The sequence below is a fragment of the Helicobacter sp. MIT 03-1614 genome (assembly GCF_000762925.2).
Classification (GTDB): Bacteria; Campylobacterota; Campylobacteria; order Campylobacterales; family Helicobacteraceae; genus Helicobacter_C; species Helicobacter_C hepaticus.
On record NZ_JRMS02000004.1, the window covers coordinates 144,005 to 168,664 of the forward strand.

The window sequence follows — 24,660 nt, forward strand, 5'->3', positions numbered from 1 at the left end:
AATAAAAAGGATTGGTTGAAATATTTTGTGATATAATCCTACACTTTAACTCAATATATTTAAGGACATTTGTGCCACGAGGAAGAAGAAAAAAACCACAAGAACAATCCACAAACGAACAAGAAAAAAAAGATAATACAACAAATATACAAGATGTTCAGGAGACAGAAGAGATTCTTACACAAGAGATGCCAAAGCAAGAGCGTTTTATTAAAATAGTCATCGGTATGGTAGTAGCTCTTGTGCTTGGTTTAATAGCTGCAGCATTAGCAAGATTCTATCTTGAAGCATCTTTTAAAGTTTCAGCGCTTCTTGGCATTATTGCCTTGCTTGTTACGCTTTGGACAAACAAAGCTTTACCCTTAGGGGTCGTTTCGCTTTTGCCCATCATTCTTTTTCCAAGTTTTGGGATTTTAGATACTAAAAGTGCTACACAAAATTATGCAAATCCTATTATTTATCTATTTTTGGGTGGTTTTATGTTGGCGACTGCGACGGAAAAAATTGGTTTACATCGTGTTATAGCTAAAAAATTCTTAGGGCTTTTTCCAAGCACTCCAAAAGGTGTAATATCTGCGCTTGGATTAGCTTCTGTGGTTTTAGGCACAGCACTTTCAAATTCTACAACTGCTATTTTACTCCTGCCTATCGCACTCTCAATCACGCAAGATTATTTTTTAAAAATGCGTTTTTTACTTGCAGTCGCTTTTGGTGCAAGCATTAGTGGTATTACTACACCTATTGGTTCTCCACCTAATTTGATATTTTTAGGATTCTTGGAACGTTTGGGTTTTGATGGTATAAGCTTTACCACTTGGATTTTTATGATGGCACCATTAACTTGCCTTATGCTTTATGCAATGATTTATATCCTTTCGCGCAATACGAATGAATATCATTTAGAGATAAATGTTTTTGCTGATGTGGAAGTGAGCTCTGCACATAAACGTCTCCTCTTTTTTATTGTTGCACTCCTTGTGCTTCTTTTTATTAATTCTCCTATCAAACCTTTTTATAATGGCTTAGGCTTGAATGAAAATATTATTTTGCTTGCCTTTGGACTTTTAATGTTTGTGCCAAAAATTGGTTTTTTAGATTGGGACGATTCTAAATCAATCCCCTATGAGCTTATATTTTTATTTGGCGCAGGGTTTTGTATTGCTACTGCTTTTTCTCAATCTGAACTTAGTAGTGCCTTTGAAGGATTTTTTACACAATTTTCGGGATTGCCTTTTATCATATTTTTATTTTTAGCTTGTATATGTGCGCTTATTGCCACAGGTTTTTTAAATACTACTGCACTCATTGCAATTTTGCTCCCTATTGTTTATACTGCTACGCAGTCATTTTTAGTTAGCAATGAAGCCACAATTACAATGCTTGCTCTTACTATTTGTGCAAGTTTTTCTTTTATGATACCCATATCTACGCCACCTAATGCTATCGTTTTCTCTCAAGGCAATATTAAAGCGTGGGATATGGTAAGATTTGGTTTTTTATTAAGCCTTGTAGGGCTTGTAGCTGTCCCAATTTTTGCTTTTATCTACTGGCGATGGTTTTTGGGGTAACTTTATGTAGAAATAGAATCTGCCCCCCCCCCCGTTAATTTTTGCTTTTTAAAGCTTGATTGAAGTGTGAGACGAATGCGATGCAGTATGTCAAAACAAATATCAATTTCTTCTTGAGAGCATTGTGCTCGGAGAAGTTCTTCTGTTTTTTTGATTTTTTCTTTCATATATGAAACAGCTTTCTTGCCGCTTGCAGTAAGAGTAAGGGATAGAGTGCGTTGGTTATGAGATGTTTGATTTTTTATACAGAATCCTTTTTTAACAAGAGAATTGACTTCGCGAGAAATAGTTGCTTTATTTTTGTTTAATCCTTTGGCAATTTGGCTAATACAAGTATGTGGATTTTCTGAAACCATAAGGAGAATTATTCCTTGTTCAAAACTAAGTTGGTAAGTTTTAAGTTCATTAATAAAAAACATTTGTAAGTATCGTGCAGTCTCTCCAACTTGATGACCGATAAAGTGTTGTGTGTCCATTATTGAGTTAAATCCTCTAAAAGCTGAGTTTAAATACAGATATAGACATTGATTATAACAAAATTTGCTATAATTTACGCTTAGGCATAGTAGGTGGTTGCTTTTGATTACAAAAGAGGAAAGTCCGAGCTACAAAGACAGGATTCCATTTAACGAATGGCTAGGGTAACCTAAGGGAAAGTGCAACAGAAAATTACCGCCTTATAGAATCTTAAGGTAAGGGTGAAAAGGTGAGGTAAGAGCTCACCGGTCTTTCAGCAATGTTAGGCGTCTATGCAAACCCAATTCGTAGCAAGAAGAATATGGTTAAAGTCTTAAGATAATAAATTCTTCGCTTGAGATATGTTGTGAAACATATCCTAGATAAATAGCCACCCACGACAGAACTCGGCTTATCGCTATGCCTATTTTGATTACATTGATACATTAACTTTCTTTAAAATTTATTATGGAACAAAAGATGCTTAAAATGAATAACTCTAAAATGTGATGAGGTTAAAAATGCAAGATATTTTATCTACTCTGCAGAGACATATAAACGCACAATTTACTGATGAAATGGGGCAACCTATGTCTGCCCAAAGTGCGAGAGCTATCCATAGATTTAGTGAGGATATTAAAGGTGCAAATGAATTTATAGGTGCGCTCCAAAGTGCCTCTATTGCTCTTAAAAAGCTCCTCAAGCTTGCTCAAAGTGTAGATATTCAAAGTCAAGATATACAAATTGCTCAAGTTAAAAGTGCTATGCAGGAAATTATAAATAATACTTCATTTATGGGTGTTAAACTTTTTGATACGCAGCTACACACGCATTTAAATACAAAAACTTATACTATCACGATTGATAATCCTATGTCGCTTTGTGAAAGCACATCACATACACCATCTTGCGCAAACACCCCTATGGATTCGTTTATCTCTTATGTAGAGGAAAAAACAAATGAAATCACTCAAATGCTCCTTGATTTAAGCGAAGCTCTGATAGAACCTACAAATCCTAAGCAAGAGAATGGTTATAATTTTGAGGAGTTTAATCCGCAAGCATTTACTCAAATGTTTAAAGGAAGATAATGCTACGTTTTGCTCCATCTCCTACGGGTGATATGCACATTGGGAATCTAAGAGCTGCCATTTTTAATTACATCATAGCCAAGCAGCAAAATCAAAAATTTTTAATTCGTATTGAGGATACAGATATTGCGCGTAATATTGTAGATAAAGACAAAGAGATTCTTAATTTACTCAATCTTTTTGGTTTATTATGGGATAATCTTGTTTATCAAAGTAGCAATTTTGAACGTCATCGTCAGCTTGCACAGCATCTTATCTCAAAGGATTTGGCTTTTTATTGCTATTGTTCTAAAGAGTTTTTAGAATCCAAACGACTTGAGGCAAAAGAACAAAAAAAACCTTTTCGTTATGATCCTTCTTGGGCAGAAATTGAAAAATCAAGTAACACTAAGCCTGTGGTGCGTATTCGAGGAGCAAGTGAGGCTATTAGTTTTGAAGATGCCATCAAAGGCACATTGCGTTTTGAGGCACACGAAATAGATAGTTTTGTAATTTTAAAAGAAGATGGTATCCCTACATACAATTTTGCCTGCGCAATTGATGATATGCTCTATGATATAAGTTTTATTGTGCGTGGCGAAGACCACGTAAGTAACACACCTCGTCAGATTCTTATTCATCGCGCTTTAGGTTATGATAAGGTATTAGGATACGCGCATTTGCCTATTATGCTTGGAGAGAGTGGGAGTAAAATGAGCAAACGCGATAATGCTTCATCAGTAGCTTGGCTACTTGAAGAGGGGTTTTTACCTCAAGCTATTATGAATTATCTTATTTCAATGGGAAATCACACACCTACAGAAGTATTTAAACTTCAAGATGCTTATAATTGGTTTGATATTAAAAATATTGCCAAATCGCCTGTAAAATTTGATATTAAGAGACTTCGTTTTTTGAATAGAGAGCATCTCAAAATGCTCAATGAACAAGAATTTGCTCTTTTGCTTGATAGCAAAGATAGCTCCATAGGGGCACTTGGAAAACTACATTTGCAAGAGGCAAGCACTTTAAATGAGATTCGCTCTAAAATAGAACGTATTTTTAGCCCAAAATGTATTGCCCAAAATGAAGAGGGTGAAAATTTTGAAAATGAGTGTAAAATTCTCTATGATATTTTGCATCAAATGATAGAATCTTATGATGAATCTTTAAATGACTATGACACATTTAAAAATGCACTTATGGCAAAAAGCTCTCTTAAGGGTAAAAAGTTTTTTAAACCTTTACGGATACTTCTTACGGGGCAAACTCAAGGTTTAGAGTTGAGTGAAATCTATCCATATTTGCGCTTTTTCTTGCGTGATATTGTGCGTTTAAGCAAGTAAATCCAATTAAGGAAGGAATAAAGGAATGGTTTTAGGCACATTTTTAAGCGCAGTAGCTACGATTGTGAGTATGCTGATAAATCTCTATGTGTGGATTATTGTCATTGCTGCACTTATAAGTTGGGTGCGTCCTGACCCTTTTAACCCTATTGTGCAAGTGCTTAACCGCCTTACCCAACCATTTTATGCAAAAATACGTTCAATCATACCAACAACTATTAATGGTATAGATTTTTCTCCCTTAATTGCGGCAGTAGTGCTTAAATTTATTGATTTATCTCTCGTGCAGATTCTTATGCAATATGCAGCAAGACTTAGTATCTAGCAAACACAAGGGGAGAAAGTTATGAGAGTATTTGTATTATTGTTTTTGTGCTGTGTTTTAAGTTATGCACATACAGAAATTACGCTTGATTTTTTAAAATCTAAACCTAAGGGCTTGGCAAGAGATTTTTATATTTGGCAATTTCTCTCTGATGAGCAAACGAGCCTTAAAGATGCACTTAAAGCTTATGAACTTATTTTTCGTAGAACTTCAAAGCTAGATAGTCTTATGAGTGCTAAGGGAAAGGTAAGTGAGCTTCCACGTAATCTTTATTGTCAGCGTTTGAGTTTTGATAAGCTTAAAACTCAAGATCTTTCCTGCATTAAAGCTGGATTAAACCTTGCTAATATTCCTTCTATGCCACAAAAAAACAAAGATTTTTTACTCAAAAAATTTCAAAATGACCCAGCTTTTAGAAAACGCATTGAGATTTTAATCAATCCTAATATTCTTACGGGTATGCTCAATAGTGATGCGCAAACTTTTGCTAGCATTTATCGTGCATTAAGGGTAAATCAGCGCACACAGATTCTTAATCAAGATATTAAGCCACAAGCACTTAAAAAGCTTGCTGATGAAAACAATACAGCTTTTAACAATATGCTTCAAAGCATTATTATTACACAGGATAAAAGCTATGATAAGTTTAAAAAATCCCTTATAGGAGCAAATATCACAGGAGCAGATTCTTATACGCTTTTTATGTTAGGACTAAATGAAATTTTACACCAAAAGCCAAAAGCAGCACTTGAATACTTTAAGCGTTCATATTCAAATGCTACAACGCCTATGCAGAAAAATCGTTCATTATTTTGGCAATATCGTTTGAGTAATGATAATAAAGTGCTTGAAACTCTTGGGGCAAGCACAAATGTAGATTTATATACGATTTATGCACATCAAAAACTCGGCGTTGAGCCAAGTTATCAAGTCGTTACACATTTAGAGAATCTCTCGCCTAAAAAACCCAAATTTGATATTAAAGACCCTTTTCAATGGCAGCTTTTAAAAGAAAATCTTGCTCAAATTAAAAGCGATAAAGATTTAAAAGAATTAAGTAAGCATTTTGCCTATGAGGATACAAGCGCACATTTTGCTTATATGCTTAATCAGCTTAATAGATTTAAGATTCATTATTTTATTACTCCCTTTAGCAATAAAATCAAGTGGAAAAATGACCACGAAAAAGCCTTTACTTATGCTGTTGCTAAGCAAGAAAGCATACTTTTGCCAGCCCTTGTTTCAACTTCGTATGCGCTTGGTATGATGCAGATTATGCCCTTTAATGTGCAGCCTTTTGCCAAAAGTTTAAAACGTGATAATATCAGCTTAGAAGATATGTTTGACCCCGTTACTGCACTTGAATTTGGAACATTTTATCTTAATGATTTATCGCGTGAATTTAAACACCCACTTTTTGTTTCTTATGCCTATAATGGTGGTCCAGGATTTTTACGTCGCACACTTAAGAGTAAAACTCTTTTTTTGAAAAAACGTGATTATGAGCCGTGGCTTTCTATGGAGCTTATTCCTTATAAAGAATCTCGTGATTATGGACTTAGAGTATTGGCAAATTATATTGTTTATCAAGCAAGCTTTGGGAATAATATCAATCTTGAAAATTATTTAAAACAAACACTTGTAAATTAATAAGGAGATTTTATGATAAACAAATGTCTTTTCCCAGCTGCAGGATATGGCACAAGATTTTTACCCGCAACAAAGGCTATGCCCAAAGAAATGTTACCCATACTCACAAAGCCACTTATTCAGTATGGTGTAGAAGAAGCTCTAGAATCTGGTTGTTGTAACATAGGTATTGTTACAGGAAGAGGTAAGCGTGCTATTGAAGATTATTTTGATGTGAGTTATGAGTTAGAACATCAAATATCAGGCACAGATAAGGAGGAATTATTAAATGAGATTCGCAATCTCACAGATACTTGCACATTTTCTTATACGCGCCAAATTGCAATGAAAGGATTAGGAGATGCTATTTTAAAAGGCAAAAATCTCATTGGGAAAGAAGCCTTTGCGGTCATTCTCGCTGATGATTTATGTATTAACCCACAAGGTAAAGGCGTGCTTGCTCAAATGGTAGAGTTGTATAAAAAATATCAATGCTGCATTGTCGCTATTGAAGAAGTCAAAAGAAGTGATGTGGATAAATATGGCATTATTGAGGGAGAGGAGATAGAATCTGGTGTATATGAGGTGAGTAATATGATAGAAAAGCCAAGCATAGATAAAGCTCCAAGCAATTTTGCCATTATTGGGCGCTATATTCTTACACCTGATATTTTTGACATTCTAGCAGTTACAAAACCGGGAAAAAAGGGAGAAGTTCAAATCACTGATGCACTTTTAGAGCAAAGTAAAAAGGGACGCGTATTAGCATATAAGTTTCAAGGCAAACGTTATGATTGCGGGAGTATTGATGGCTATGTTAAAGCAACTATAGATTTTTATCAGGCTTTAAACGCAAATGTTTAATCTTAGTTTTTATGTTATTTGTTGGTTATGCTTTTTTTTGCTATGCTTACCTATTATTTTTAGTGGGCTTTTTGCTATTGCACTTGAAGAGGACAAACCCACAATTAAACAAAGTTCTTTAAAGGTGCTTTCAAATGAGATTGATAAATGGACTAATGATAAGGATAAACTTAAAGCATTATTTGAAAAGTTTTTGCAAAATTATAAAACACAACCTCAAGATGCAAGTGAGCATAGTCTATGGCTTGATATGATTTCGCGATTTGCAGCTAATATGAATCTGATGGAAGTAGAGGAAGTTGTGAGTTTTCAAGATAACCTTGAGAAAGCAAATCCTGAAAATAAGGCGAATATCAAAGAAGCTATTGGCAAAGCTTTGCAAAAACGAGAGAATAAATAATAAAGGATTTTACATTATGGATTATTTACAAATTACCAAAAGCCCTACACTTCAAGGTAGCGTTAGTATTTCTGGTGCAAAAAATTCTGCCTTACCTATTCTTGCTGCGACATTGCTTAGTCAAAATGAAGTAACAATTAATAATCTCCCTGATGTTGCCGATGTAAAGACATTAGCCAAACTTTTGGAACATTTGGGTGTAAATATTACTTGGCATAAGCCAACATCACTCACTTGTCTTGCTGAAAATATTGTGCATACGCGTGCTATTTATGATATTGTGCGTAAAATGCGCGCCTCTATTCTTGTGCTCGGACCTCTTCTTTCGCGTTTTGGCTATTGCGAGGTAAGTTTGCCCGGTGGGTGTGCTATTGGTGCGCGTCCTGTGGATTTACACATTAAAGCAATGGAAAAAATGGGCGCGGATATTCAAATTAAAGGTGGATATATTATTGCTCAAGCTAAAGGAGGCTTAAAAGGCGCAGATATTTTATTTGATAAAATCACCGTTACTGGAAGCGAAAATGTGATTATGGCAGCTGCCCTAGCACAAGGCAAAACACATATTATTAATGCTGCAAAAGAACCTGAAGTTGTGCAATTATGTGAGATTCTCTCTCAAAGTGGTGTAAAAATTGAGGGTATTGGGGGAAATGAGCTTATTATTTATGGCACAGGTGGAGAATTGCTCAATTTTGCGCCTATTTGTGTTATACCCGATAGAATTGAAGCAGGGACATATCTTTGCGCTGGTGCAATTACAAATTCTTCTATCACATTAGAGAATGTTGAAAACAATCATCTTAGCGCTATTACTGATAAATTAGAGGAAATTGGCTTTGGTTTTAATAAAAGCGAGCATTCTTTAACTTTACTTCCAGCGCAAAGCCTTAAACCTTTTGAAATCATCACTACCGAATATCCCGGATTTCCTACCGATATGCAAGCACAATTTATGGCACTAGCCACGCAATGTGAGGGTACAAGTGTGATTGAAGAGCGTTTATTTGAAAATCGTTTTATGCACGTAAGTGAATTGCAGCGATTGGGTGCAGATATTTCGCTCAAGGGTAATCACGCTACAATTAAAGGCATTAGCCCATTACTTGGAGCTGATGTGATGGCGACAGATTTGCGTGCAAGTTCTGCGTTGGTTGTGGCTTCACTTGTAAGTGAGGGCACAACCAATATCCATAGAATCTATCATCTTGATAGGGGTTATGAAAGACTTGAACACAAGTTACAACATTTGGGTGTAAATATCGTGCGCTTAAAAAGTTAGATTCTATAAGGAGTGAGAAAGTGAAGGTGGTAAAAGTCGTATTCTTAATCTTAATATATAAAATGTTAGCATTTGGCGTTGCCTTTGCTTCAGATGCGGCAGAATATGATGTGAGAATCTCCTATACAGGCGATAAAAAATCTCCTACTATCATCAGAACGCAATATTGTAAGGGCACAACGATGAAATGTGGCACTCAAATAAAAAAAGCGCCTAATGGTGTGGTAATTTTTCGTGCATCTTATGATAAAGATAAATATGAGGGGAAAGTGAGTTCTTATTACCTTGAGGGCACAATTAAAGAAGAGCGTTACTATAATGAGGGAAAAGAGGAAGGAAAGCGCATACTTTATTTTCCTAATGGCAAAGTGCAAAGTGAGCAAGAATATAAGTTTAATAAGCGTGAAGGCGAGGGCAAAAAATATTATGAATCTGGCGTATTGCAAGAGAGTTTTACTTATGAGAATAATGAGCGAGAGGGCATTAGGGCAGAATTTGATAAAAATGGTATGTTACAATATGAAACACTCTATAAAAAAGGTAAGAAGCAATGGATGAAGCATTATGATGAAAAAGGCACAATGATTGAGGAGAAAAATTGTCGTTGGCAAACTTGTTATTAAGTATTATAGAGGAGGGGGGCGATGGACATTTGGTGTAGTAGAATTAAACATAGCGTATGTCGAAAATTAGTGCTTATGGGTGTTATAAGCGCATTAGTATTAGGAGGTTGTGTGGGTGAGCAAGTTGCTTTGCCACAAGATTCTCAAATACAAAACCAAAGTTCTACAAAAAATAAACACACTTCTTTGAGCACACAGCAAAAAACTTCTATCCCTAAAATACAACAATCAAACCAAAAGCCCCATTATTCTCAAGCGAAACTTGAAAATATTACCGGAGAGCAGAGCACAGAGGAAGTGCAGGATAATGGACGCACTTTTAAGGCAGAGATTACTTATAAGCCCGGAACAAAAATCAAGCACGGAAAAGAGACTTTGTATTATCTTAATGGCACTATGGCACAGAGGGCATTTTATGTTGAAGGCAAAAGAGAGGGTATATTTGAGCTTTTTAGTCAAAAGGGCATTCTTATTTATCAAGCATATTATAGTGCAGGGCAATTACACGGATTGTGTCGTATTTTTGATGTTGCCAATGGCAATATTCAAAGTGAGATGAATTTTGTAAATGGTGTGCAAGAGGGACAAATGAATATCTATGACACATCAGGGAAACTTTGGTATCAGCTTCAATATAAGCAAGGCAAAAAAGAGGGCATAGCAAAAGAATTAGATTCAAATGGTAAGGTTGTGCGTGAAGTGCGCTATGTGAATGATAAAGAGATAAAATAATAAATATGAGTTATGATGTAATTATTATAGGAGGCGGACTTGGTGGTCTTACTGCTGGGGCTGTTTTAGCAAAAAAGCAAAAAAGAGTTTTACTTCTTGAGCAGCATTATATCCTTGGCGGTGCAGCTACGATATTTAAAAGAAAGGATATTCATATTGAAGTGGGTTTGCATCAAATGGATTATGGTAAATATGGATATGATATTAAAAGAGATTTATTTGATTTTTTAGAACTTGATAAAAAAATTGAATTAATCAGTTTGCCCGAAATATGGGGAGTTGTTGATAAGAATAAAAAATATGTAGTGCCACAAGGAATCGAAGAAGCTAAAAAATATTTTATTTCTCAATTTCCAAGTGAAGAAAAAGGCATAAAAAAATATTTTAATATTTTAAAAAACACTGCTTATACTATGGGAAAAATCTCTTATGATATGAACTTTTTTCAATTTTTAACATATCCTCTAATCAAATTTCCAAGAGTTGTTAAGTATTTCTTTCATCAAAAATCTGTTGGCGAAATACTAGATAAAATAATTAAAGATGATACATTAAAAAGATTATTAAATGTGAATTTTGTATATTATCACGATAATCCTTATGAACTTTCTTGGTATTATCACGCTCTTGCCCAGTATAATTACTATAATAGTGCAAAATTTATTAAGGGCGGTAGTTATTCATTAAGCCTTGCACTTGCTGAAATAATTACGGAAAATGGCGGGAAAGTAGAAACAATGTGCAATGTTGAAAAAATTATTGTAGAAAAAGCAAAAGCAAAGGGTGTTATATATAAAAATAAACGCACACAAGAACAAATGGCAGTAGATTCTCAATATGTAATAGCAAATTGTGCTCCTGCTATGCTTTATGAGAATATGGTTGATGAGGAATATAAGGATAAAAGCCTTGAAGAGCTTAAAGAATCTGTATCCTTATATACCATTTATATTGTTTTTAAACAGAATTTAAAAAAAATTTATAAAAACCATACCCATTCTACTTTTATCTATAATGATGGTGAATTTAATAAACCATTTATCCAAATGAAAGAAGGATTAAGACATAAAAATATTCAAGATAGGGGGTTTGTTTTTGTAGATTATGGTGTAATAGATTCTGGACTTCATATCAAAGATGATGATAAAAGAAGTGTTGGTGTCTTCTGTGGCGCATCATATCTTGAAGAATGGGAAAATTTACCAAAAGAAGAATATATTGCAAAAAAAGAAAAACTAGCACAAGACTTATTTAAAAAGGCAGAAAAATATTTTCCTGATTTAAAAGAATATATAGAATATTATGAAATTTCAACACCAAAAACTATTAAAAGATATATAAAAACTCCATCAGGCACTGCTTATGGCTATGCAAATAATAGTTTTTTAAGAAAAGGCAGAGCCGCGAGATTTTCAAAGACAATTAAAAATCTGTTATTTACAGGTGCTTATGCCTTCCCGGGTGGTGGTTTTACCGGAGTATTAATAAGTGGATATATGGCAGCATATAACGTTATTGAACCGCAGTGGAAATATATCATTCGTAGAACTTGTATTATTGCTTTTGTGTGTATATTTATTTATATTATTTTAAATGGATTAGAGTTCTTTAAATAAAGCAAACAATAGCTGGAATACGCTTTTGTATCAATATTTTAGGAGTGAAAATGCCAAACTTGTAGTTTTTAGTGGAGCAGGATTAAGCGCAGAATCTGGGCTAGAAACATTTAGAGATAATGGTGGATTATGGGCACAATATGATCCTATGGAAGTATGTAATTATGAAAATTGGCTAGATAATTTTGAACTTGTGCATAGATTCTATAATCTTAGGCGTGAGGAATTAGGCAAAGTGCAACCGAATGCTATGCATAAATTTCTTGCTTCACTCCCTATGATTTTAAATAAGCCTCGCATTGCACTTTCTGCAAAGAAAAAACACAAAGATCCTATTGAAGTAATCCATATCACGCAAAATGTTGATGATTTGCTAGAGCGTGCAGGAGTGAGTAATGTCATACATCTCCACGGGGAATTATGCAAAATCATTTGTCCTCAATGTGAGCATATCTTTGATATAGGATATACTCATTTTGAGCCACATAATTGTCCAAATTGTGATTATGGAAAGCTTAAGCCTTTTATTGTATTTTTTTATGAGCGTGCACCTAAATATGTGATTATGCACGATATTTTTTCGCAGCTCTCAAGTAAAGATTGCGTGTTGGTCATCGGCACAAGCGGGAATGTGGTAGATATTAGCACTATTCTTGCTTTTGCAGAATCTAGAGCAAGAATTGGCTATAAAATCCTCAATAATTTACAATATTGTCCTAGCATTGCCGAATCTGTATTTGATAAAATTTTTTATAAGCCAACCACACAGGCAATAGCAGAGATAGAGCAAGAATTAGAGCAGTTTTTTATTTCCTAAGTTTAGATGCTAGCTCATACGAGAAAAATGCTCTATTGCAGTAGCAAGTTCATTGAGCGTTTTGTCAATATCGTTTGCCTCATCGCAGATACTATCACGCACACAATGATTGATATGCCCCTCAAGCACGATTTGCCCCACTTTGTGTAACGCACTTTTTGCAGCATTAAGCTGGATAAGCACATCTGGGCAAGCGGCGTTATCACTTATCATTTTATCAATACCATTAAGCTGTCCAATAATTTTTTTAAGCCGTTTATGTATATTTTGCATCGTTTTATGTTCAAGCATTTTTTCTCCTTGTGCTGAGATTCTTTAAATACGCCGATAACTTAGGGCTTCAAGCAAATGAGCTTTAGTGATATGCTCCTCTTTGGCTAAATCCGCAATAGTGCGCGCTACTTTTTTGAGCTTATTTTGTGCGCGATAAGAGAGAGAAAAACGCTCACTCGCTTGGTCAAGTAGATTCTTAGAATCTATATCTAATATGCAAAATTGCTCAATTTCTGCCTCATCAAGTTTGCCATTAAACACTTCTTGCTTTCGTTTTTTTTGCATTTTAAAAGCATCAAAAACCATTTTTTGCATACTTAGAGAATCTAGTCCTGCTTGTGTTTGCCTGTCTTCTTGCTCACTCATTTGGACAAAAAGGTCAATTCTATCAAGGAAAGGTTCAGAAAGCTTTGAGCGATAGAGATTAATTTCTCTTTCTTGACAGCGACATTGTTTATTTTTGCTAAGAAGATTCCCGCAGGGACAAGGATTAAGCGCACCTACAAACATAAAATTTGTGTCATATTCAAGCTTAGAATGCACACGGGAAATAGCAAGCTTATTGTTTTCAAGTGGCTCACGCAAAGATTCTAAAATATCTTTTTTAAAATGTGGTAATTCATCAAAAAATAAAATGCCATTATGTGCTAAAGCAACCTCACCGGGTTTAACTTCAAACTGCGTAGCTGAACCAAGAATACTTGATTTACTCGCACTTTGGTGAGGATTACGAAATGGACGCAAAGGTGTATAATGAGTGCTTTGCTTATTGAGCGCTTGAGATTTGACATTTTCTATCATTTCCTGCATAGAGCTAGGGGGTAAAATGTATAAAAGTCGTTTGGCAATCATACTTTTGCCACAGCCCGGTGAGCCTTCCATAATAAAATTATGGAATCCTGCTGCTGCAATGAGTGCTGCGCGTTTGGCAATGTCTTGCCCACATACTTGTTTAAAATCAGATGCGAACTCATCTTGATAAAAATAAGTTTTTCCTTCAAGTTCAAAATGCTTAAATCCAAGTGTGTTATGTGTCATTTGAGGTTGCGAAGTTGTATGCAATTGCGGATTATTAAGAAGCTCAATAGCTTCTTGTAAATGCGAGGCAAAATAAAATGTGAGGTTGGGGATTAGACTAAGTAATTCTTTAGCGCAAAGAGGCACAATAACCTTTGCGTGAGGGTGGAGTAAGGAAATATCAAGCAAAAGTGGATATATAGAATCAAGATATTTTATGCTTCCATCAAGCCCAAGTTCGCCAAAAGCAAACCATTGTTCAAGATTCTCTCCTTGTTTTTGCAATGCGAGCGCAATAGGCAAATCAAAATGCCCACCACTCTTAGGAAGGTCAGATGGAGAGAGATTGATATTAATTTTAAGCGGCGGGAGAGTAATGCCATTATTGGCAAGCGCGGATTGCACACGTTGTTTAGATTCTTGAATAGAGCTATGAGCTAAACCGGTGATACTAAAATGAGGCAATCCTCTTGTAAAAGTTGCTTCTACTTCAACTACTTTTGCTGATGTGCCGAAGCTTGTTGCACTTAGGATTGTATTTACCATTACCAATTCTTAGGCTTGAGATTCTTTTTTAAGTTTTTTGAGTTCTTTTTCAAATTTTTTGCGTTTTAAAATAGGGAGTTTATCTACAAATAAAACACCATTGAGGTGGTCTATTTCGTGTTGAATTGCTACCGCAAGGAATCCTTGTGCTTTGAGAATCCTGTCATTGCCATAGCGGTCTTTATAAGCGATTGAGACTTTATCAAATCGTTTGATACTTTCATAAAAATCAGGCACAGATAAACAGCCCTCTTCCCATTCTACACATTCTTCTTGCGTTAAAAAAGTGGGATTAATGATTTCAAGCAAATCTTCTTTATATTGTTGTTTATCCTCTTCACGCGGAATATTAATAATAAGAATTCGCTCCGCCCTTCCTACTTGAATAGCAGCTAAACCAACACCTTTGCTTTCTATAAGCGTCTCATACATATCATCAAGGAAGTTATGTAAATTATCATCAAAAATCTCAACAGGTATAGATTTTTTGCGCAATAGTGCATTAGGATATTTCAAAATCGCTAAGGTCGCCAAAGTCATCTCCGGGTATTTCAAAGTCATCATTATTTGTAGAGCTACCTGCCCCTGTTTTGCCAAATTTAAGAGGTTTATCTTCTGCTAAAGCTTCATCAAGCATTTTTTTAGCTTCTTCTAACATAGAATCGGGTGTTTTATTTATGTCAAAAACAATCCCGCCCATAACAATATTCAAACTAAGCTCTAAATCCCCAATAAAGATATTTGTTTGCTTACATTTTTTTATTACTTCTTCGCAGAGTTTAATTGCTCCATCGGCTTGAACATTCTTAAGTAACATAGCAAAACGTCCTCCTCCTAAATAAGAGACGAGGTCTTTTGCGCCAATATTTTTTGAGACAATACGTGCAATATTTTTAAAAGTTGTTACAAGTTTGTTTTGATTATTAAGCTGTGCGCCAAGTTCCCTTGATGGAGTAAAGGCTATCAATGCACTATTTCGAGGGAATTCTGTGCCATTTTCACATTCAAATTCAAGCGTATGATAAAAGAATGATTTACTATAAATACCCAATGTTGTATCATATATTGCACTTGATTTAACATTGGAAGATTTGGCATACATATCACGATAAGAACGCGAAATGTTGTCTGCTTGGAGCACAAATTGTTTATGAAAACCCTTGATTTCATTTATAAGCACCTTGATAGCATTTTGTGCACCAAGAGGATTAGTAATAGTAGAGATTTCAGCTAGCCGTTTTTCGGTATTGTTTTCCATAGCTGACATATATTTGCAGAGTGTGAGGAGATGTTCAAGCACAGATTTGAGTGTGGTGAAGTTTTCATTAAAGGTTTTTTCTAAGGCAATCAGCCTTGAATCGTGATTTGCACTCTCTACCATCGCTTTAATTCTTTCACGCACTTCTTCATCTTGTTCTTGCGAGAGAGTTTTTTCAAAATAAGCTTCAAAGTTTTCAGGTAAGGGTAAAATTGCATCTTTTTCAAGAGCTTTCATTGCTTGCTTAGAAATAGAATTTAATTTTTTAGTTGTATCTGTTCGTTTAGCAGTATTTGCTTTTTTTGGTTTTTTATTCTTAACGCCTTCTAAACCTACATCATCAAGATTCCCAAAAAAATCATTGTTTCCATCTAAATCTAATTCATCTAAATTCATATCTCTCCCTTTTCATATTCATTATTTCAAACTTTTTGTCAAAATTTCATCAACTAATCCATATTTTTTAGCTTCTTCTCCGCTCATAAAAAAGTCTCTTTCAGTATCTTGAGTAATTTTTTCAATTTTTTGTCCTGTGTTGTGAGCCATAATTTCATTAAGTATCTTTTTTAATCGTAAAATTTCTCTTGCCTGTATTTCAATATCTGTGGCTTGTCCTTGCGCGCCACCAAGAGGTTGGTGAATCATAATCCGTGAGTTTGGCAGAGAAAAGCGTTTTCCTTTTGTGCCAGAGCTTAACAAAAATGCTCCTGCAGATGCGGCTTGTCCAATGCAAATAGTGCTAATATCAGAATGGATATAATTCATTGTATCATAAATGCTAAAAGCACTTGTGATAACACCACCGGGGGAATTAATATAAAAATTAATATCTTTTTCTGGGTCTTCAGCTTCTAAGAAAAGTAGTTGTGCTACGATTGAGGAAGCTATATGGTCGTTAATTTCACCACTTAGTAAGATTATGCGGTCTTTTAAAAGCCGTGAATAAATATCATAGCTTCTCTCACCGCGTCCTGTGCGTTCAATGACATAAGGAATATAACTACTCATTGATTATCCTTTTGAGCATTAGTATTTGCCTTGCTTTCTTCAAATTTTTTATCAAGCAAATAGTGTAATACTCTATCTTCAAGCATAGTCATTTTAATAGCTGGAACAAGATTGTTTTTTTGATAATGTTCTAGTGTTGCTTTTGGGTCTTGTCCCATCATCATAGCTTCATAATAAATAGTTTGTAACACTTCATTATCATTAATGGCAATATTATATTTTTTTGCTAAAGCGTCCATAATAAAAGTAATTTGCACACTTTTGCGTGCTTCATCTTTATGCGTTTCTCGTTGTTTTTTAGCTTCATCTTGATTGTTTTTTATTTTATCAAATTCTTCTGGTTTAAGCTGACTAAGAGCATTTCTAAATAAAATATCCATTTCTTGCTCAACGATTAAATCTGGCAAATCAAATGAAATATTTTTAAGTAATATTTCTACTAATTTTTCTTTGAGTTCTTTATTGTAAATTTCAGTTTTTTGTTCCATTTCAAGTTGCTCTTTTATCATATCTTTTAAAGATTGTAGGTTAGATTCTTCGCCTGCAATGCTTTTTGCAAACTCATCATCAATTTTTGGCAACTCTTTTTGCAAAATCTTATGGAGCGTTACATCAAAGCTTGCTTCTTTTCCTGCTAAATGTTTAGCTTGATATTGCTCGGGGAAAGTAACCTTAATTGTGCGCTTCTCGCCCTTTTTCATACCGATGAGTGCATCTTCAAAGCCCGGAATAAATTGATTTGAACCAATAGCGAGATTGAAGTTTTCTCCTTTACCACCCTCAAATGCTTTTCCATCAACAAAGCCTTCAAAATCAATTTGAGCTGTATCATCTTTTTGTAATGTCCTCTCTTGAGTGATTTCATTAAGAGGTGCGCGATTTTTTGCAATTTCTTCTAAGCGCTCATCAATAAGATTTTTACTTATTGTTTTGAGTTTGACTTCAGGTGTGTAATCCTCAACATTATCAAGATTTAATGTGGGGGTAATGCCAAGCTTAATTTCAAGTTCTATTTTATCATTAAGCTTATTAAATTGAGAAATCATAGGATTGCCAATAAGGCTATTGGGCTGAATTTCTAGCTCTTTAAGTGCAGCGGTGAGCAATTCTTGAATTGCTTCTTGTTGTGCATCTTGATCTATCTGCTCTTTATAACGTGTTTTAATCACTTGCGTTGGGACCTTACCCTTTCTAAAGCCATCAATTTTTATATTTTTAGCAATTTTTTTGATGACTTTTTCAAATTTTTCCTCAATTTTAGAGAGTGCAATGCTACCATTGATAACAGCATTAGCGCTATTTATGCGTTTTGTTGTGAAATTCATAGCTTTCCTTAATAAAATAAAAAAGTATAATTTGGTATTCTAACAAAAAAATCTTAAAAGTAGGTTTTGTGTATGTCATTGTCTCAAATCAAACAAAAACTTCAAAATAATATTAATCTTTCCCCAAGCTATGGACATCTTGTAAAAGTGATGCAAAATATGTTAGTGGCTAATGGCGTAAAACCTTCGGTGGGTGATATTGTGAAGATTCTCTCGCATTATGAAGTACCTTCTTTGAAAGAATGCAATCAATCTTCAGAGGAATCTCTACAATTTGCTCATAATATGCAAACACATAATCTCGGTATGGTAATGGCTATTGAAGGGGAACATTTTTTCATTAGCCCCTTTTCATTTATAGAGGGACATAAATGTGGCGATAAAGTGGAGATTCTCAATCACGGATTGCATATTCCTGTGGGAGAGAATATGCTTGGACGAGTGATTAATCCACTTGGAGAACCCATTGATGACAAGGGAGCATTGCATACTTCTCATACTACACTGCTTATGCGTCCGCCTATAAGTGCGCTTAAAAGGGGGTTGATAAATGAAGTCTTTGAAGTGGGTGTAAAATCAATTGATGGAATCCTTACCTGTGGAAAGGGACAAAAAATGGGTATTTTTGCAGGTTCAGGCGTAGGAAAATCCACACTTATGGGTATGATAGTGCGTGGTTCAAATGCACCTATTAAAGTAATCGCTCTTATTGGGGAAAGAGGGAGAGAGGTCCCAGAGTTTATCCATAAAAATCTCAATAATGATTTAACCAATACCATTCTTGTGGTAGCTACAAGTGATGATTCTCCACTTATGCGTAAGTATGGAGCATTTAGTGCGATGGCGATCGCGGAGTATTTCAAATCACTCGGTAATGATGTGCTTTTTATTATGGATTCTATAACGCGTTTTGCAATGGCACAAAGAGAAATTGGTTTGGCACTCGGCGAACCACCTACAAGCAAAGGTTATCCGCCATCTGTGCTTACACTTTTACCTCAATTAATGGAACGTGCGGGAAAGGAGGATGGTGTAGGTTCTATCACAGCTTTTTTCACGGTGCTTGTTGAAGGAGATGATTTGAGTGACCCTGTTGCTGACCAAAGTCGCTCTATCCTTGATGGACATATTGTGCTTAATCGTGACCTCACTGATATGGGAATTTATCCCCCTATTAATATTCTTAATTCTGCTTCACGCGTTATTAATGACATTATTAGCCCTGAACATTTGCAAGTTATTCGTAAATTTCGGCGATTGTATTCGCTTCTTAAGGAAAATGAAGTGCTTATACGCATTGGTGCATACCAAAGAGGTGCAGATAAAGAGCTTGATGAAGCTATCACAAAGCGTTCGCTTATGGAATCATTTTTAAAACAGGAAATGAATGAGCAATGGAGCTTTGAACGCTCTTTTCAAGAGCTCTTGCATATTATGGAAGATGTGTAAATTTTGGATTTGCTAAAATTTCATTTGAAATTGTCAAATCAATTAATCATAAAATGATAAAATTTAGCGTTTTTATTAGAAAGGTTAAAATAATATTTACTTAAATTTGCAACTCAAACACAATTTTAGGAGTAAGATGATGAAGCAAGTCTATTTAGACAACAATGCAACAACAATGCTTGACCCAAGTATCAAGCCGCTTATGGAGCCGTATTTTTGCGAGAAGTTTGGGAATCCAAATAGTCTCCACAAATATGGCACACAAACTCACGCAGCTATATCAGAAGCAATTGAAAAACTCTATAAAGGTATCAATGCCGATGATAATGATGATATTATTATTACCAGCTGTGCAACAGAATCCAATAATTGGGTGATAAAGGGCGTGTATTTTGATGAGATTGTTAAAAAGGGTAAGAGGCATATTATTACCACAGAGGTTGAACACCCAGCAGTGCGTGCTACTTGTGCCTTTTTAGAAACTCTTGGCGTGGAGGTTACTTATTTACCTATTAATCAGCAAGGCACAATTACTGCCAAACAAGTGCGAGAATCTTTGCGTGAAGATACTGCTCTTGTAAGTGTAATGTGGGCAAATAATGAAACAGGACTTATTTTCCCTATTGAGGAGATAGGCACACTTTGTCGGCAAAATAATGTTCTTTTTCACACTGATGCAGTGCAAGCTATTGGTAAGATTCCTGTTGATGTCCAAAGTGCACAGGTAGATTTTTTAAGCTTTAGTGCACATAAGTTTCACGGACCAAAAGGTGTTGGTGGTTTATATATTCGTAAGGGTATTGAGCTCACTCCTCTTTTTCACGGCGGCGAGCATATGCGTGGCAGACGCAGCGGCACACTCAATGTCCCTTATATCATTGCAATGGGTGAAGCGATGAAATTAGCGAATGATTATCTTGATTTTGAGCTTTCTCAAGTAAAGAATCTGCGTGATAGATTAGAATCTGCTCTTTTAGAGATTCCCGATGTGTTTGTGGTTGGCACAAGAGATAATCGTGTGCCAAATACGACACTCATTAGTATAAGAGGAATTGAGGGCGAAGCTATGCTATGGGATTTGAATAAGGCAGGTATAGCTGCTTCTACAGGAAGTGCTTGTGCAAGCGAGGATTTGGAAGCAAATCCTGTTATGGTTGCTATTGGTGCAGATAAAGAGCTTGCTCATACTGCTATTAGAATCTCTTTGAGTAGATTTACTACAAGCGAAGAGATTGATTACACTATTGAGGTGTTTAAGAAAGCGGTGCAGAGGCTTAGAGCGATTTCTAGCTCATATGAGAGCTAGCCTTGCATTGTCTCTTTGGTGCTTTTAGTGGATTGTTCATTCAAGGCTCGGTCATTGCCACTTAGGTAACTCACTTTGCCTTTTATGCCAAAGCTACTAAAATCACTCAAAGATACTACTGCAAATAGTTTGAAACTGCTTTAGAATCTATTAATAAAAAGCTTGTAAAAGCAAAATATTAAAACAAATAAAGGAAAGAAAATGGCAAAGAATGACTTAATCGGTGGGGCGTTATGGGACGCGTATTCAAACAAAGTGAGTGAAAGAATGGATAATCCTACGCATTTGGGAGTTCTCACACAAAAGGATGCAGATGAGAGGGGAGCAAAGCTCATTGTCGCAGACTATGGTGCGGAGGCGTGTGGTGATGCAGTAAGGTTATATTGGTTAGTAGATTCTGAAGATAGAATCATTGATGCTAAATTTAAGAGTTTTGGTTGTGGGACAGCGATTGCAAGCTCTGATATGATGGTAGAACTCTGCCTTGGTAAAAAGGTGCAAGAGGCTGTGAAAATCACAAACCTTGATGTGGAACACGCTTTGCGTGATGACCCTGATACACCTGCAGTGCCCGGGCAAAAAATGCATTGCTCTGTTATGGCATATGATGTAATTAAAAAAGCTGCGGGAATCTATCTTGGCAAAGATGCGGAAGATTTTGAAGATGAGATTATTGTGTGTGAGTGCGCACGTGTAAGCCTTTCAACAATTAAAGAAGTGATACGATTAAATGATTTAAAAAGCGTGGAGGAGATTACAAATTACACAAAAGCCGGAGCATTTTGTAAAAGCTGCATTAAGGCAGGTGGGCACGAAAAGAGAGATTATTATCTTGTAGATATTTTGCGTGATGTACGTGCAGAAATGGATAAAGAAAATCTAAAAAATGTCGCACAAAAAAGTGTTGAGGGAAATTTAGCATTTGCAGAAATGACAATGGTGCAGAAAGTAAAGAGCATTGATAAGATTATTGATGAAAATATCCGCCCTATGCTTATGATGGACGGCGGTGATATGGAAATTTTGGATATTAAAGATACAAGTGATGGGTTTATTGATGTGTATATTCGTTATCTTGGAGCTTGTAGCGGATGTGCAAGCGGAGCTACGGGCACATTATACGCTATAGAATCTGTGTTGCAAGAAAAATTAGATTCTCATATTCGTGTGTTGCCCATATAAAAGATAATTAACACAAGGCTACCTTATCCTTGTAGCTTTAATAAATATTCGCGTATGGGGAGATTATCTACATTTGCCTTATAAATGCAGTAAATCTCTTGTACTTCACAGCCATTGTAAGAAAAAGCATAATTAATAGATGAGAGTAAAGTGTCAAGAGTATATCCGTGATGTCCATCATAGCTTGTTTCATCGCCTCCTGCAGTTGTGATAATGCTAAATTTTTTATGCGAAAGTAGTTTAGGGTTTGCACTATGATGAATGTGTGTGAGGATTTTATCTTGCCACTCTTTCATTATTGCAGGTGTGCTAAACCAAAATAATGGAAATTGAGCGATAATTTTGTCAGCTTTTTGTAAAAGTGCAATTTCAGCTTCAGTATTAATTTTTCCATCTGGGTAAGCGGTGTTTAGATTATGGATAGTTACATTTTCTAGTGTTTTTGCAGATTCTAAAAGAGCTTTATTGACTTTAGAATTTGCCCAATATGTGTGTGAAAAGAGTAGAAGTATTTGCATATTGCCCTCCCATTACATTTAAAGAAAATCTTATGTTAAATTTACTTAAGATACCATAATATTTTGTTGTAGTTTGTATTAAGGAGATTATATGCACGAAAATCACACACAAGAGATGTGTTTAAGCGATACGCAAAAACGCACTATTTTAGAATCTGCTAAGATAATTGTCATAGTTGGGCTAAGTCCTGATGAGCATAAGGCAAGTTATCAAGTGGCACAATATCTTTTAGACAATGGCTATGAGATAGTGCCAATTTATCCTCGTGGTGGAGAGATTTTAAAGAAAAAAGTTTTTCGCTCTCTACTTGAAGCATTTGAATATATGGCACAAATGGGTCAAGTATGTGATATTATTAATATTTTTAGAAAAAGCGAGGCATTGCCCAGCATAATGCGTGAAATTTGCTCACTTCAAGGATTTAGCTCATTTGATAAAGAGCGAGCGTGTGTATGGGTGCAGCTTGGATTGCAAAGCGCAGAAGCAGCATCGATTGCACGTGAGTATGGCATTTTGTATGAGGAAAATAGCTGCATCAAAATAGAGCATCAGAGATTACACATACACTAAGCCTCACTACATAATTTAACATCTAGCAACTATAAGTAGTAAGGAACTCAAATGGGTGAGGGCGTGCCTCCCAAGGCCAAATCTCTGTTTCAAACTTATATGCTTTATAAGTTTGGATAAATTCTTCACTAAATACACCGCCTTCTTTAAGATATGCTTTATCAACAAGCATTTCCTCAATAGCGTGGCGCAAAGTGTGTGGTAGTTGTTTAATGCCTTTTTCGCGAATTTCATCTAAAGTAAGCTCAAAAAGATTGATTTCCATAGGCGCACCCGGGTCAATTTTATTTTTTATCCCATCAATTCCTGCGAGTAAGAGGCTTGCAAATGCAAGATAAGGATTTGCAGAGCTATCTGGGAATCTAAATTCCATTCGTTTTGCTTTCTCGCCGCTATTATATGGGATTCTGATACTTGCAGAGCGGTTTTGTGCGGAATAAGTGAGGATACTTGGTGCTTCAAATCCCGGTATAAGGCGTTTATATGAGTTTGTGCTAGGATTTGTAAAGGCGGCTAATGCGCGTGCGTGTTTAAGCACACCGCCTAAGAAATGTAGAGCCATTTCGCTTAAGCCTTGGTATGCTTCTCCCGCAAAGAGATTATGCCCATCTTTCCAAATACTAATATGCACGTGCATACCACTGCCATTATCTCCATAAAGTGGCTTTGGCATAAAAGTCGCGGTTTTGCCATTGAGATGAGCAACCATTTTGACAACATATTTGAGTTTTTGTACATTATCTGCTGCTTCAAGCATATCGCCAAATTTCACACCAATTTCATTTTGCCCTTGTGCGACTTCGTGGTGAAGCACGAAAGTTTCTAATCCTACTTGATTAAGCACTTTGACGATTTCAGCGCGTAAATCCACCATAGAATCTACAGGTGGCACAGGAAAATACCCACCTTTTGTGCCGGGACGATGCCCCATATTTACACCGCCTTCAAACTCACGCGCACGATTCCATTCGCCCTCTTCGGAATCTATCTCATAATATTGACAATTCACAGAATCTTTAATCTTAATAGAATCAAATACAAAAAACTCATTCTCTGGTCCATAGTAGGCGACATCGCCAATACCGCTTTCTTTGAGATATTTCATTGCACGTTTAACAATGGAGCGCGGACATTTCTCATAAGGCTTATTGTTGTAAATGTCCCAAATATCGCAAAAGACTACCGCAGTGGTATCAGCAGTAAATGGGTCAATGAAATACCGCACAGGTTCAGGGATAAGCATCATATCGGATTTATCTACGGGCTGCCAAGCAGGGATAGAGCTACCATCAAAAGGTATGCCCTCAAAGCTTTCTTCGTTAATTGCATTGCGAGAAAAGCTCAAATGATGCCATACGCCTTTAATGTCACTAAAACGGAAATCAATAAATTCTACTTCATTTTCATCACAGAATCTAAAAAACTCTGCTACCGCTTGTTTATCTATGCTTACTCTACTCATCAATACTCCTTTAATGC

The 24,660-nt window shown here is 35.7% G+C and carries 25 protein-coding genes and 1 other RNA gene; 17 read left to right on the forward strand and 9 right to left on the reverse strand.

From position 1 onward, the window contains the following. Window positions 1-188 precede the first annotated feature (188 nt). Complete coding sequence (locus LS66_RS04025) at window positions 189-1,568, forward strand: SLC13 family permease (protein ID WP_034366361.1); 1,380 nt, start codon at window positions 189-191, stop codon at window positions 1,566-1,568. A 2-nt stretch (window positions 1,569-1,570) separates the two neighbouring features. On the opposite strand, the gene LS66_RS04030 is transcribed toward LS66_RS04025, so the two are convergent. Continuing rightward, window positions 1,571-2,044, reverse strand: coding sequence for a MarR family winged helix-turn-helix transcriptional regulator (locus LS66_RS04030; protein ID WP_011115426.1), 474 nt, complete (start codon window positions 2,042-2,044; stop codon window positions 1,571-1,573). Between the two features lie 81 nt (window positions 2,045-2,125). On the opposite strand from LS66_RS04030, the gene rnpB reads away from it, so the two are divergent. The 12 genes from rnpB (at window position 2,126) to LS66_RS04090 (ending at window position 12,728) form a co-directional block, all read left to right on the forward strand. Continuing rightward, window positions 2,126-2,455: RNase P RNA component class A (gene rnpB, locus LS66_RS04035), an RNA gene on the forward strand. A gap of 90 nt (window positions 2,456-2,545) precedes the next feature. Further along, the gene (locus LS66_RS04040; protein ID WP_011115425.1) at window positions 2,546-3,115 is read left to right on the forward strand and encodes a flagellar FLiS export co-chaperone; all 570 of its coding nucleotides are present in this window, start codon (window positions 2,546-2,548) and stop codon (window positions 3,113-3,115) included. Then, the gene (gene gltX, locus LS66_RS04045; RefSeq protein ID WP_034366332.1) at window positions 3,115-4,440 is read left to right on the forward strand and encodes a glutamate--tRNA ligase; all 1,326 of its coding nucleotides are present in this window, start codon (window positions 3,115-3,117) and stop codon (window positions 4,438-4,440) included. Before LS66_RS04040 ends, gltX begins: the two co-directional genes overlap by 1 nt. 25 nt (window positions 4,441-4,465) lie before the next feature. Further along, a complete protein-coding gene (locus tag LS66_RS04050; RefSeq protein ID WP_011115423.1) occupies window positions 4,466-4,765 on the forward strand; it encodes a YggT family protein in 300 nt (99 codons plus the stop codon). 21 nt (window positions 4,766-4,786) lie between these two features. After that, on the forward strand, window positions 4,787-6,415 hold the full coding sequence (locus LS66_RS04055; RefSeq protein ID WP_034366329.1) for a lytic transglycosylase domain-containing protein: 1,629 nt from the start codon (window positions 4,787-4,789) through the stop codon (window positions 6,413-6,415). A 12-nt stretch (window positions 6,416-6,427) separates the two neighbouring features. Continuing rightward, window positions 6,428-7,258, forward strand: a complete 831-nt coding sequence (gene galU, locus LS66_RS04060) for a UTP--glucose-1-phosphate uridylyltransferase GalU (RefSeq protein ID WP_034366326.1) — start codon at window positions 6,428-6,430, stop codon at window positions 7,256-7,258. After that, a complete protein-coding gene (locus tag LS66_RS04065) occupies window positions 7,251-7,658 on the forward strand; it encodes a hypothetical protein (protein WP_011115419.1) in 408 nt (135 codons plus the stop codon). The genes galU and LS66_RS04065 overlap by 8 nt, the downstream gene beginning before the upstream one ends. Before the next feature lie 16 nt (window positions 7,659-7,674). Beyond that, window positions 7,675-8,940 carry a UDP-N-acetylglucosamine 1-carboxyvinyltransferase gene (gene murA / locus LS66_RS04070; protein ID WP_011115418.1) on the forward strand — a complete coding sequence of 422 codons (1,266 nt, stop codon included), beginning with the start codon at window positions 7,675-7,677 and terminating at the stop codon, window positions 8,938-8,940. Between the two features lie 20 nt (window positions 8,941-8,960). After that, window positions 8,961-9,563, forward strand: a complete 603-nt coding sequence (locus LS66_RS04075; protein WP_034366323.1) for a toxin-antitoxin system YwqK family antitoxin — start codon at window positions 8,961-8,963, stop codon at window positions 9,561-9,563. Between the two features lie 21 nt (window positions 9,564-9,584). Beyond that, window positions 9,585-10,295, forward strand: coding sequence for a toxin-antitoxin system YwqK family antitoxin (locus LS66_RS04080; protein ID WP_050720599.1), 711 nt, complete (start codon window positions 9,585-9,587; stop codon window positions 10,293-10,295). 5 nt (window positions 10,296-10,300) lie between these two features. Further along, the gene (locus LS66_RS04085) at window positions 10,301-11,911 is read left to right on the forward strand and encodes an NAD(P)/FAD-dependent oxidoreductase (protein ID WP_011115415.1); all 1,611 of its coding nucleotides are present in this window, start codon (window positions 10,301-10,303) and stop codon (window positions 11,909-11,911) included. A 25-nt stretch (window positions 11,912-11,936) separates the two neighbouring features. Continuing rightward, window positions 11,937-12,728 (forward strand): Sir2 family NAD-dependent protein deacetylase, encoded by a 792-nt coding sequence (locus LS66_RS04090; protein ID WP_034366320.1) that lies wholly within the window; start codon window positions 11,937-11,939, stop codon window positions 12,726-12,728. A gap of 9 nt (window positions 12,729-12,737) precedes the next feature. On the opposite strand, the gene LS66_RS04095 is transcribed toward LS66_RS04090, so the two are convergent. From LS66_RS04095 to tig, 6 genes are read right to left on the reverse strand one after another with little or no spacing between them, the layout of a single operon-like run. Continuing rightward, the gene (locus LS66_RS04095; protein ID WP_011115413.1) at window positions 12,738-13,019 is read right to left on the reverse strand and encodes a metal-sensing transcriptional repressor; all 282 of its coding nucleotides are present in this window, start codon (window positions 13,017-13,019) and stop codon (window positions 12,738-12,740) included. Window positions 13,020-13,043: 24 nt separating this feature from the next. Continuing rightward, window positions 13,044-14,564, reverse strand: a complete 1,521-nt coding sequence (locus tag LS66_RS04100) for a YifB family Mg chelatase-like AAA ATPase (protein ID WP_034366317.1) — start codon at window positions 14,562-14,564, stop codon at window positions 13,044-13,046. 9 nt (window positions 14,565-14,573) lie between these two features. Beyond that, window positions 14,574-15,128, reverse strand: coding sequence for a peptide deformylase (gene def, locus LS66_RS04105; RefSeq protein WP_371414321.1), 555 nt, complete (start codon window positions 15,126-15,128; stop codon window positions 14,574-14,576). Beyond that, the gene (locus LS66_RS04110) at window positions 15,067-16,218 is read right to left on the reverse strand and encodes a diguanylate cyclase domain-containing protein (protein WP_034366312.1); all 1,152 of its coding nucleotides are present in this window, start codon (window positions 16,216-16,218) and stop codon (window positions 15,067-15,069) included. The genes def and LS66_RS04110 overlap by 62 nt, the downstream gene beginning before the upstream one ends. A 21-nt stretch (window positions 16,219-16,239) precedes the next feature. Next, window positions 16,240-16,830 carry an ATP-dependent Clp endopeptidase proteolytic subunit ClpP gene (clpP, locus tag LS66_RS04115; protein ID WP_011115409.1) on the reverse strand — a complete coding sequence of 197 codons (591 nt, stop codon included), beginning with the start codon at window positions 16,828-16,830 and terminating at the stop codon, window positions 16,240-16,242. Then, on the reverse strand, window positions 16,827-18,155 hold the full coding sequence (gene tig / locus LS66_RS04120) for a trigger factor (protein ID WP_034366310.1): 1,329 nt from the start codon (window positions 18,153-18,155) through the stop codon (window positions 16,827-16,829). The genes clpP and tig overlap by 4 nt, the downstream gene beginning before the upstream one ends. Before the next feature lie 72 nt (window positions 18,156-18,227). Between tig and fliI the strand changes: the two genes are divergently transcribed. The 3 genes from fliI (at window position 18,228) to LS66_RS04135 (ending at window position 22,092) form a co-directional block, all read left to right on the forward strand. Next, complete coding sequence (fliI, locus tag LS66_RS04125; RefSeq protein WP_034366308.1) at window positions 18,228-19,604, forward strand: flagellar protein export ATPase FliI; 1,377 nt, start codon at window positions 18,228-18,230, stop codon at window positions 19,602-19,604. 139 nt (window positions 19,605-19,743) lie between these two features. Continuing rightward, window positions 19,744-20,910, forward strand: coding sequence for a NifS family cysteine desulfurase (locus LS66_RS04130; protein ID WP_011115406.1), 1,167 nt, complete (start codon window positions 19,744-19,746; stop codon window positions 20,908-20,910). A 201-nt stretch (window positions 20,911-21,111) separates the two neighbouring features. After that, entirely contained in the window at window positions 21,112-22,092 is a 981-nt protein-coding gene (locus LS66_RS04135; RefSeq protein WP_011115405.1) for an iron-sulfur cluster assembly scaffold protein NifU, read from the forward strand. Window positions 22,093-22,115: 23 nt separating this feature from the next. On the opposite strand, the gene LS66_RS04140 is transcribed toward LS66_RS04135, so the two are convergent. Beyond that, window positions 22,116-22,610: an NAD(P)H-dependent oxidoreductase gene (locus LS66_RS04140; RefSeq protein WP_034366306.1), complete on the reverse strand. Its 495-nt coding sequence runs from the start codon at window positions 22,608-22,610 to the stop codon at window positions 22,116-22,118. A gap of 91 nt (window positions 22,611-22,701) precedes the next feature. On the opposite strand from LS66_RS04140, the gene LS66_RS04145 reads away from it, so the two are divergent. Further along, complete coding sequence (locus tag LS66_RS04145; protein ID WP_011115403.1) at window positions 22,702-23,181, forward strand: CoA-binding protein; 480 nt, start codon at window positions 22,702-22,704, stop codon at window positions 23,179-23,181. Window positions 23,182-23,203: 22 nt separating this feature from the next. On the opposite strand, the gene glnA is transcribed toward LS66_RS04145, so the two are convergent. Next, window positions 23,204-24,643, reverse strand: a complete 1,440-nt coding sequence (gene glnA, locus LS66_RS04150; RefSeq protein ID WP_034366303.1) for a type I glutamate--ammonia ligase — start codon at window positions 24,641-24,643, stop codon at window positions 23,204-23,206. Window positions 24,644-24,660: the final 17 nt, after the last annotated feature.

Excerpts from the sequence above, each read along its gene's own strand:
- LS66_RS04085 (WP_011115415.1), top strand. The coding sequence starts at position 10,301 with ATGAGTTATGATGTAATTATTATAGGAGGCGGACTTGGTGGTCTTACT.
- LS66_RS04025 (WP_034366361.1), top strand. The coding sequence starts at position 189 with ATGCCAAAGCAAGAGCGTTTTATTAAAATAGTCATCGGTATGGTAGTA.
- LS66_RS04100 (WP_034366317.1), bottom strand. The coding sequence starts at position 14,564 with ATGGTAAATACAATCCTAAGTGCAACAAGCTTCGGCACATCAGCAAAA.
- murA (WP_011115418.1), top strand. The coding sequence starts at position 7,675 with ATGGATTATTTACAAATTACCAAAAGCCCTACACTTCAAGGTAGCGTT.
- LS66_RS04065 (WP_011115419.1), top strand. The coding sequence starts at position 7,251 with ATGTTTAATCTTAGTTTTTATGTTATTTGTTGGTTATGCTTTTTTTTG.
- fliI (WP_034366308.1), top strand. The coding sequence starts at position 18,228 with ATGTCATTGTCTCAAATCAAACAAAAACTTCAAAATAATATTAATCTT.
- def (WP_371414321.1), bottom strand. The coding sequence starts at position 15,128 with ATGATGACTTTGAAATACCCGGAGATGACTTTGGCGACCTTAGCGATT.
- galU (WP_034366326.1), top strand. The coding sequence starts at position 6,428 with ATGATAAACAAATGTCTTTTCCCAGCTGCAGGATATGGCACAAGATTT.
- LS66_RS04130 (WP_011115406.1), top strand. The coding sequence starts at position 19,744 with ATGAAGCAAGTCTATTTAGACAACAATGCAACAACAATGCTTGACCCA.
- LS66_RS04055 (WP_034366329.1), top strand. The coding sequence starts at position 4,787 with ATGAGAGTATTTGTATTATTGTTTTTGTGCTGTGTTTTAAGTTATGCA.
- LS66_RS04145 (WP_011115403.1), top strand. The coding sequence starts at position 22,702 with ATGCACGAAAATCACACACAAGAGATGTGTTTAAGCGATACGCAAAAA.
- LS66_RS04140 (WP_034366306.1), bottom strand. The coding sequence starts at position 22,610 with ATGCAAATACTTCTACTCTTTTCACACACATATTGGGCAAATTCTAAA.
- LS66_RS04135 (WP_011115405.1), top strand. The coding sequence starts at position 21,112 with ATGGCAAAGAATGACTTAATCGGTGGGGCGTTATGGGACGCGTATTCA.
- tig (WP_034366310.1), bottom strand. The coding sequence starts at position 18,155 with ATGAATTTCACAACAAAACGCATAAATAGCGCTAATGCTGTTATCAAT.
- gltX (WP_034366332.1), top strand. The coding sequence starts at position 3,115 with ATGCTACGTTTTGCTCCATCTCCTACGGGTGATATGCACATTGGGAAT.
- LS66_RS04095 (WP_011115413.1), bottom strand. The coding sequence starts at position 13,019 with ATGCTTGAACATAAAACGATGCAAAATATACATAAACGGCTTAAAAAA.
- LS66_RS04080 (WP_050720599.1), top strand. The coding sequence starts at position 9,585 with ATGGACATTTGGTGTAGTAGAATTAAACATAGCGTATGTCGAAAATTA.
- LS66_RS04040 (WP_011115425.1), top strand. The coding sequence starts at position 2,546 with ATGCAAGATATTTTATCTACTCTGCAGAGACATATAAACGCACAATTT.
- clpP (WP_011115409.1), bottom strand. The coding sequence starts at position 16,830 with ATGAGTAGTTATATTCCTTATGTCATTGAACGCACAGGACGCGGTGAG.
- LS66_RS04110 (WP_034366312.1), bottom strand. The coding sequence starts at position 16,218 with ATGAATTTAGATGAATTAGATTTAGATGGAAACAATGATTTTTTTGGG.
- glnA (WP_034366303.1), bottom strand. The coding sequence starts at position 24,643 with ATGAGTAGAGTAAGCATAGATAAACAAGCGGTAGCAGAGTTTTTTAGA.
- LS66_RS04050 (WP_011115423.1), top strand. The coding sequence starts at position 4,466 with ATGGTTTTAGGCACATTTTTAAGCGCAGTAGCTACGATTGTGAGTATG.
- LS66_RS04030 (WP_011115426.1), bottom strand. The coding sequence starts at position 2,044 with ATGGACACACAACACTTTATCGGTCATCAAGTTGGAGAGACTGCACGA.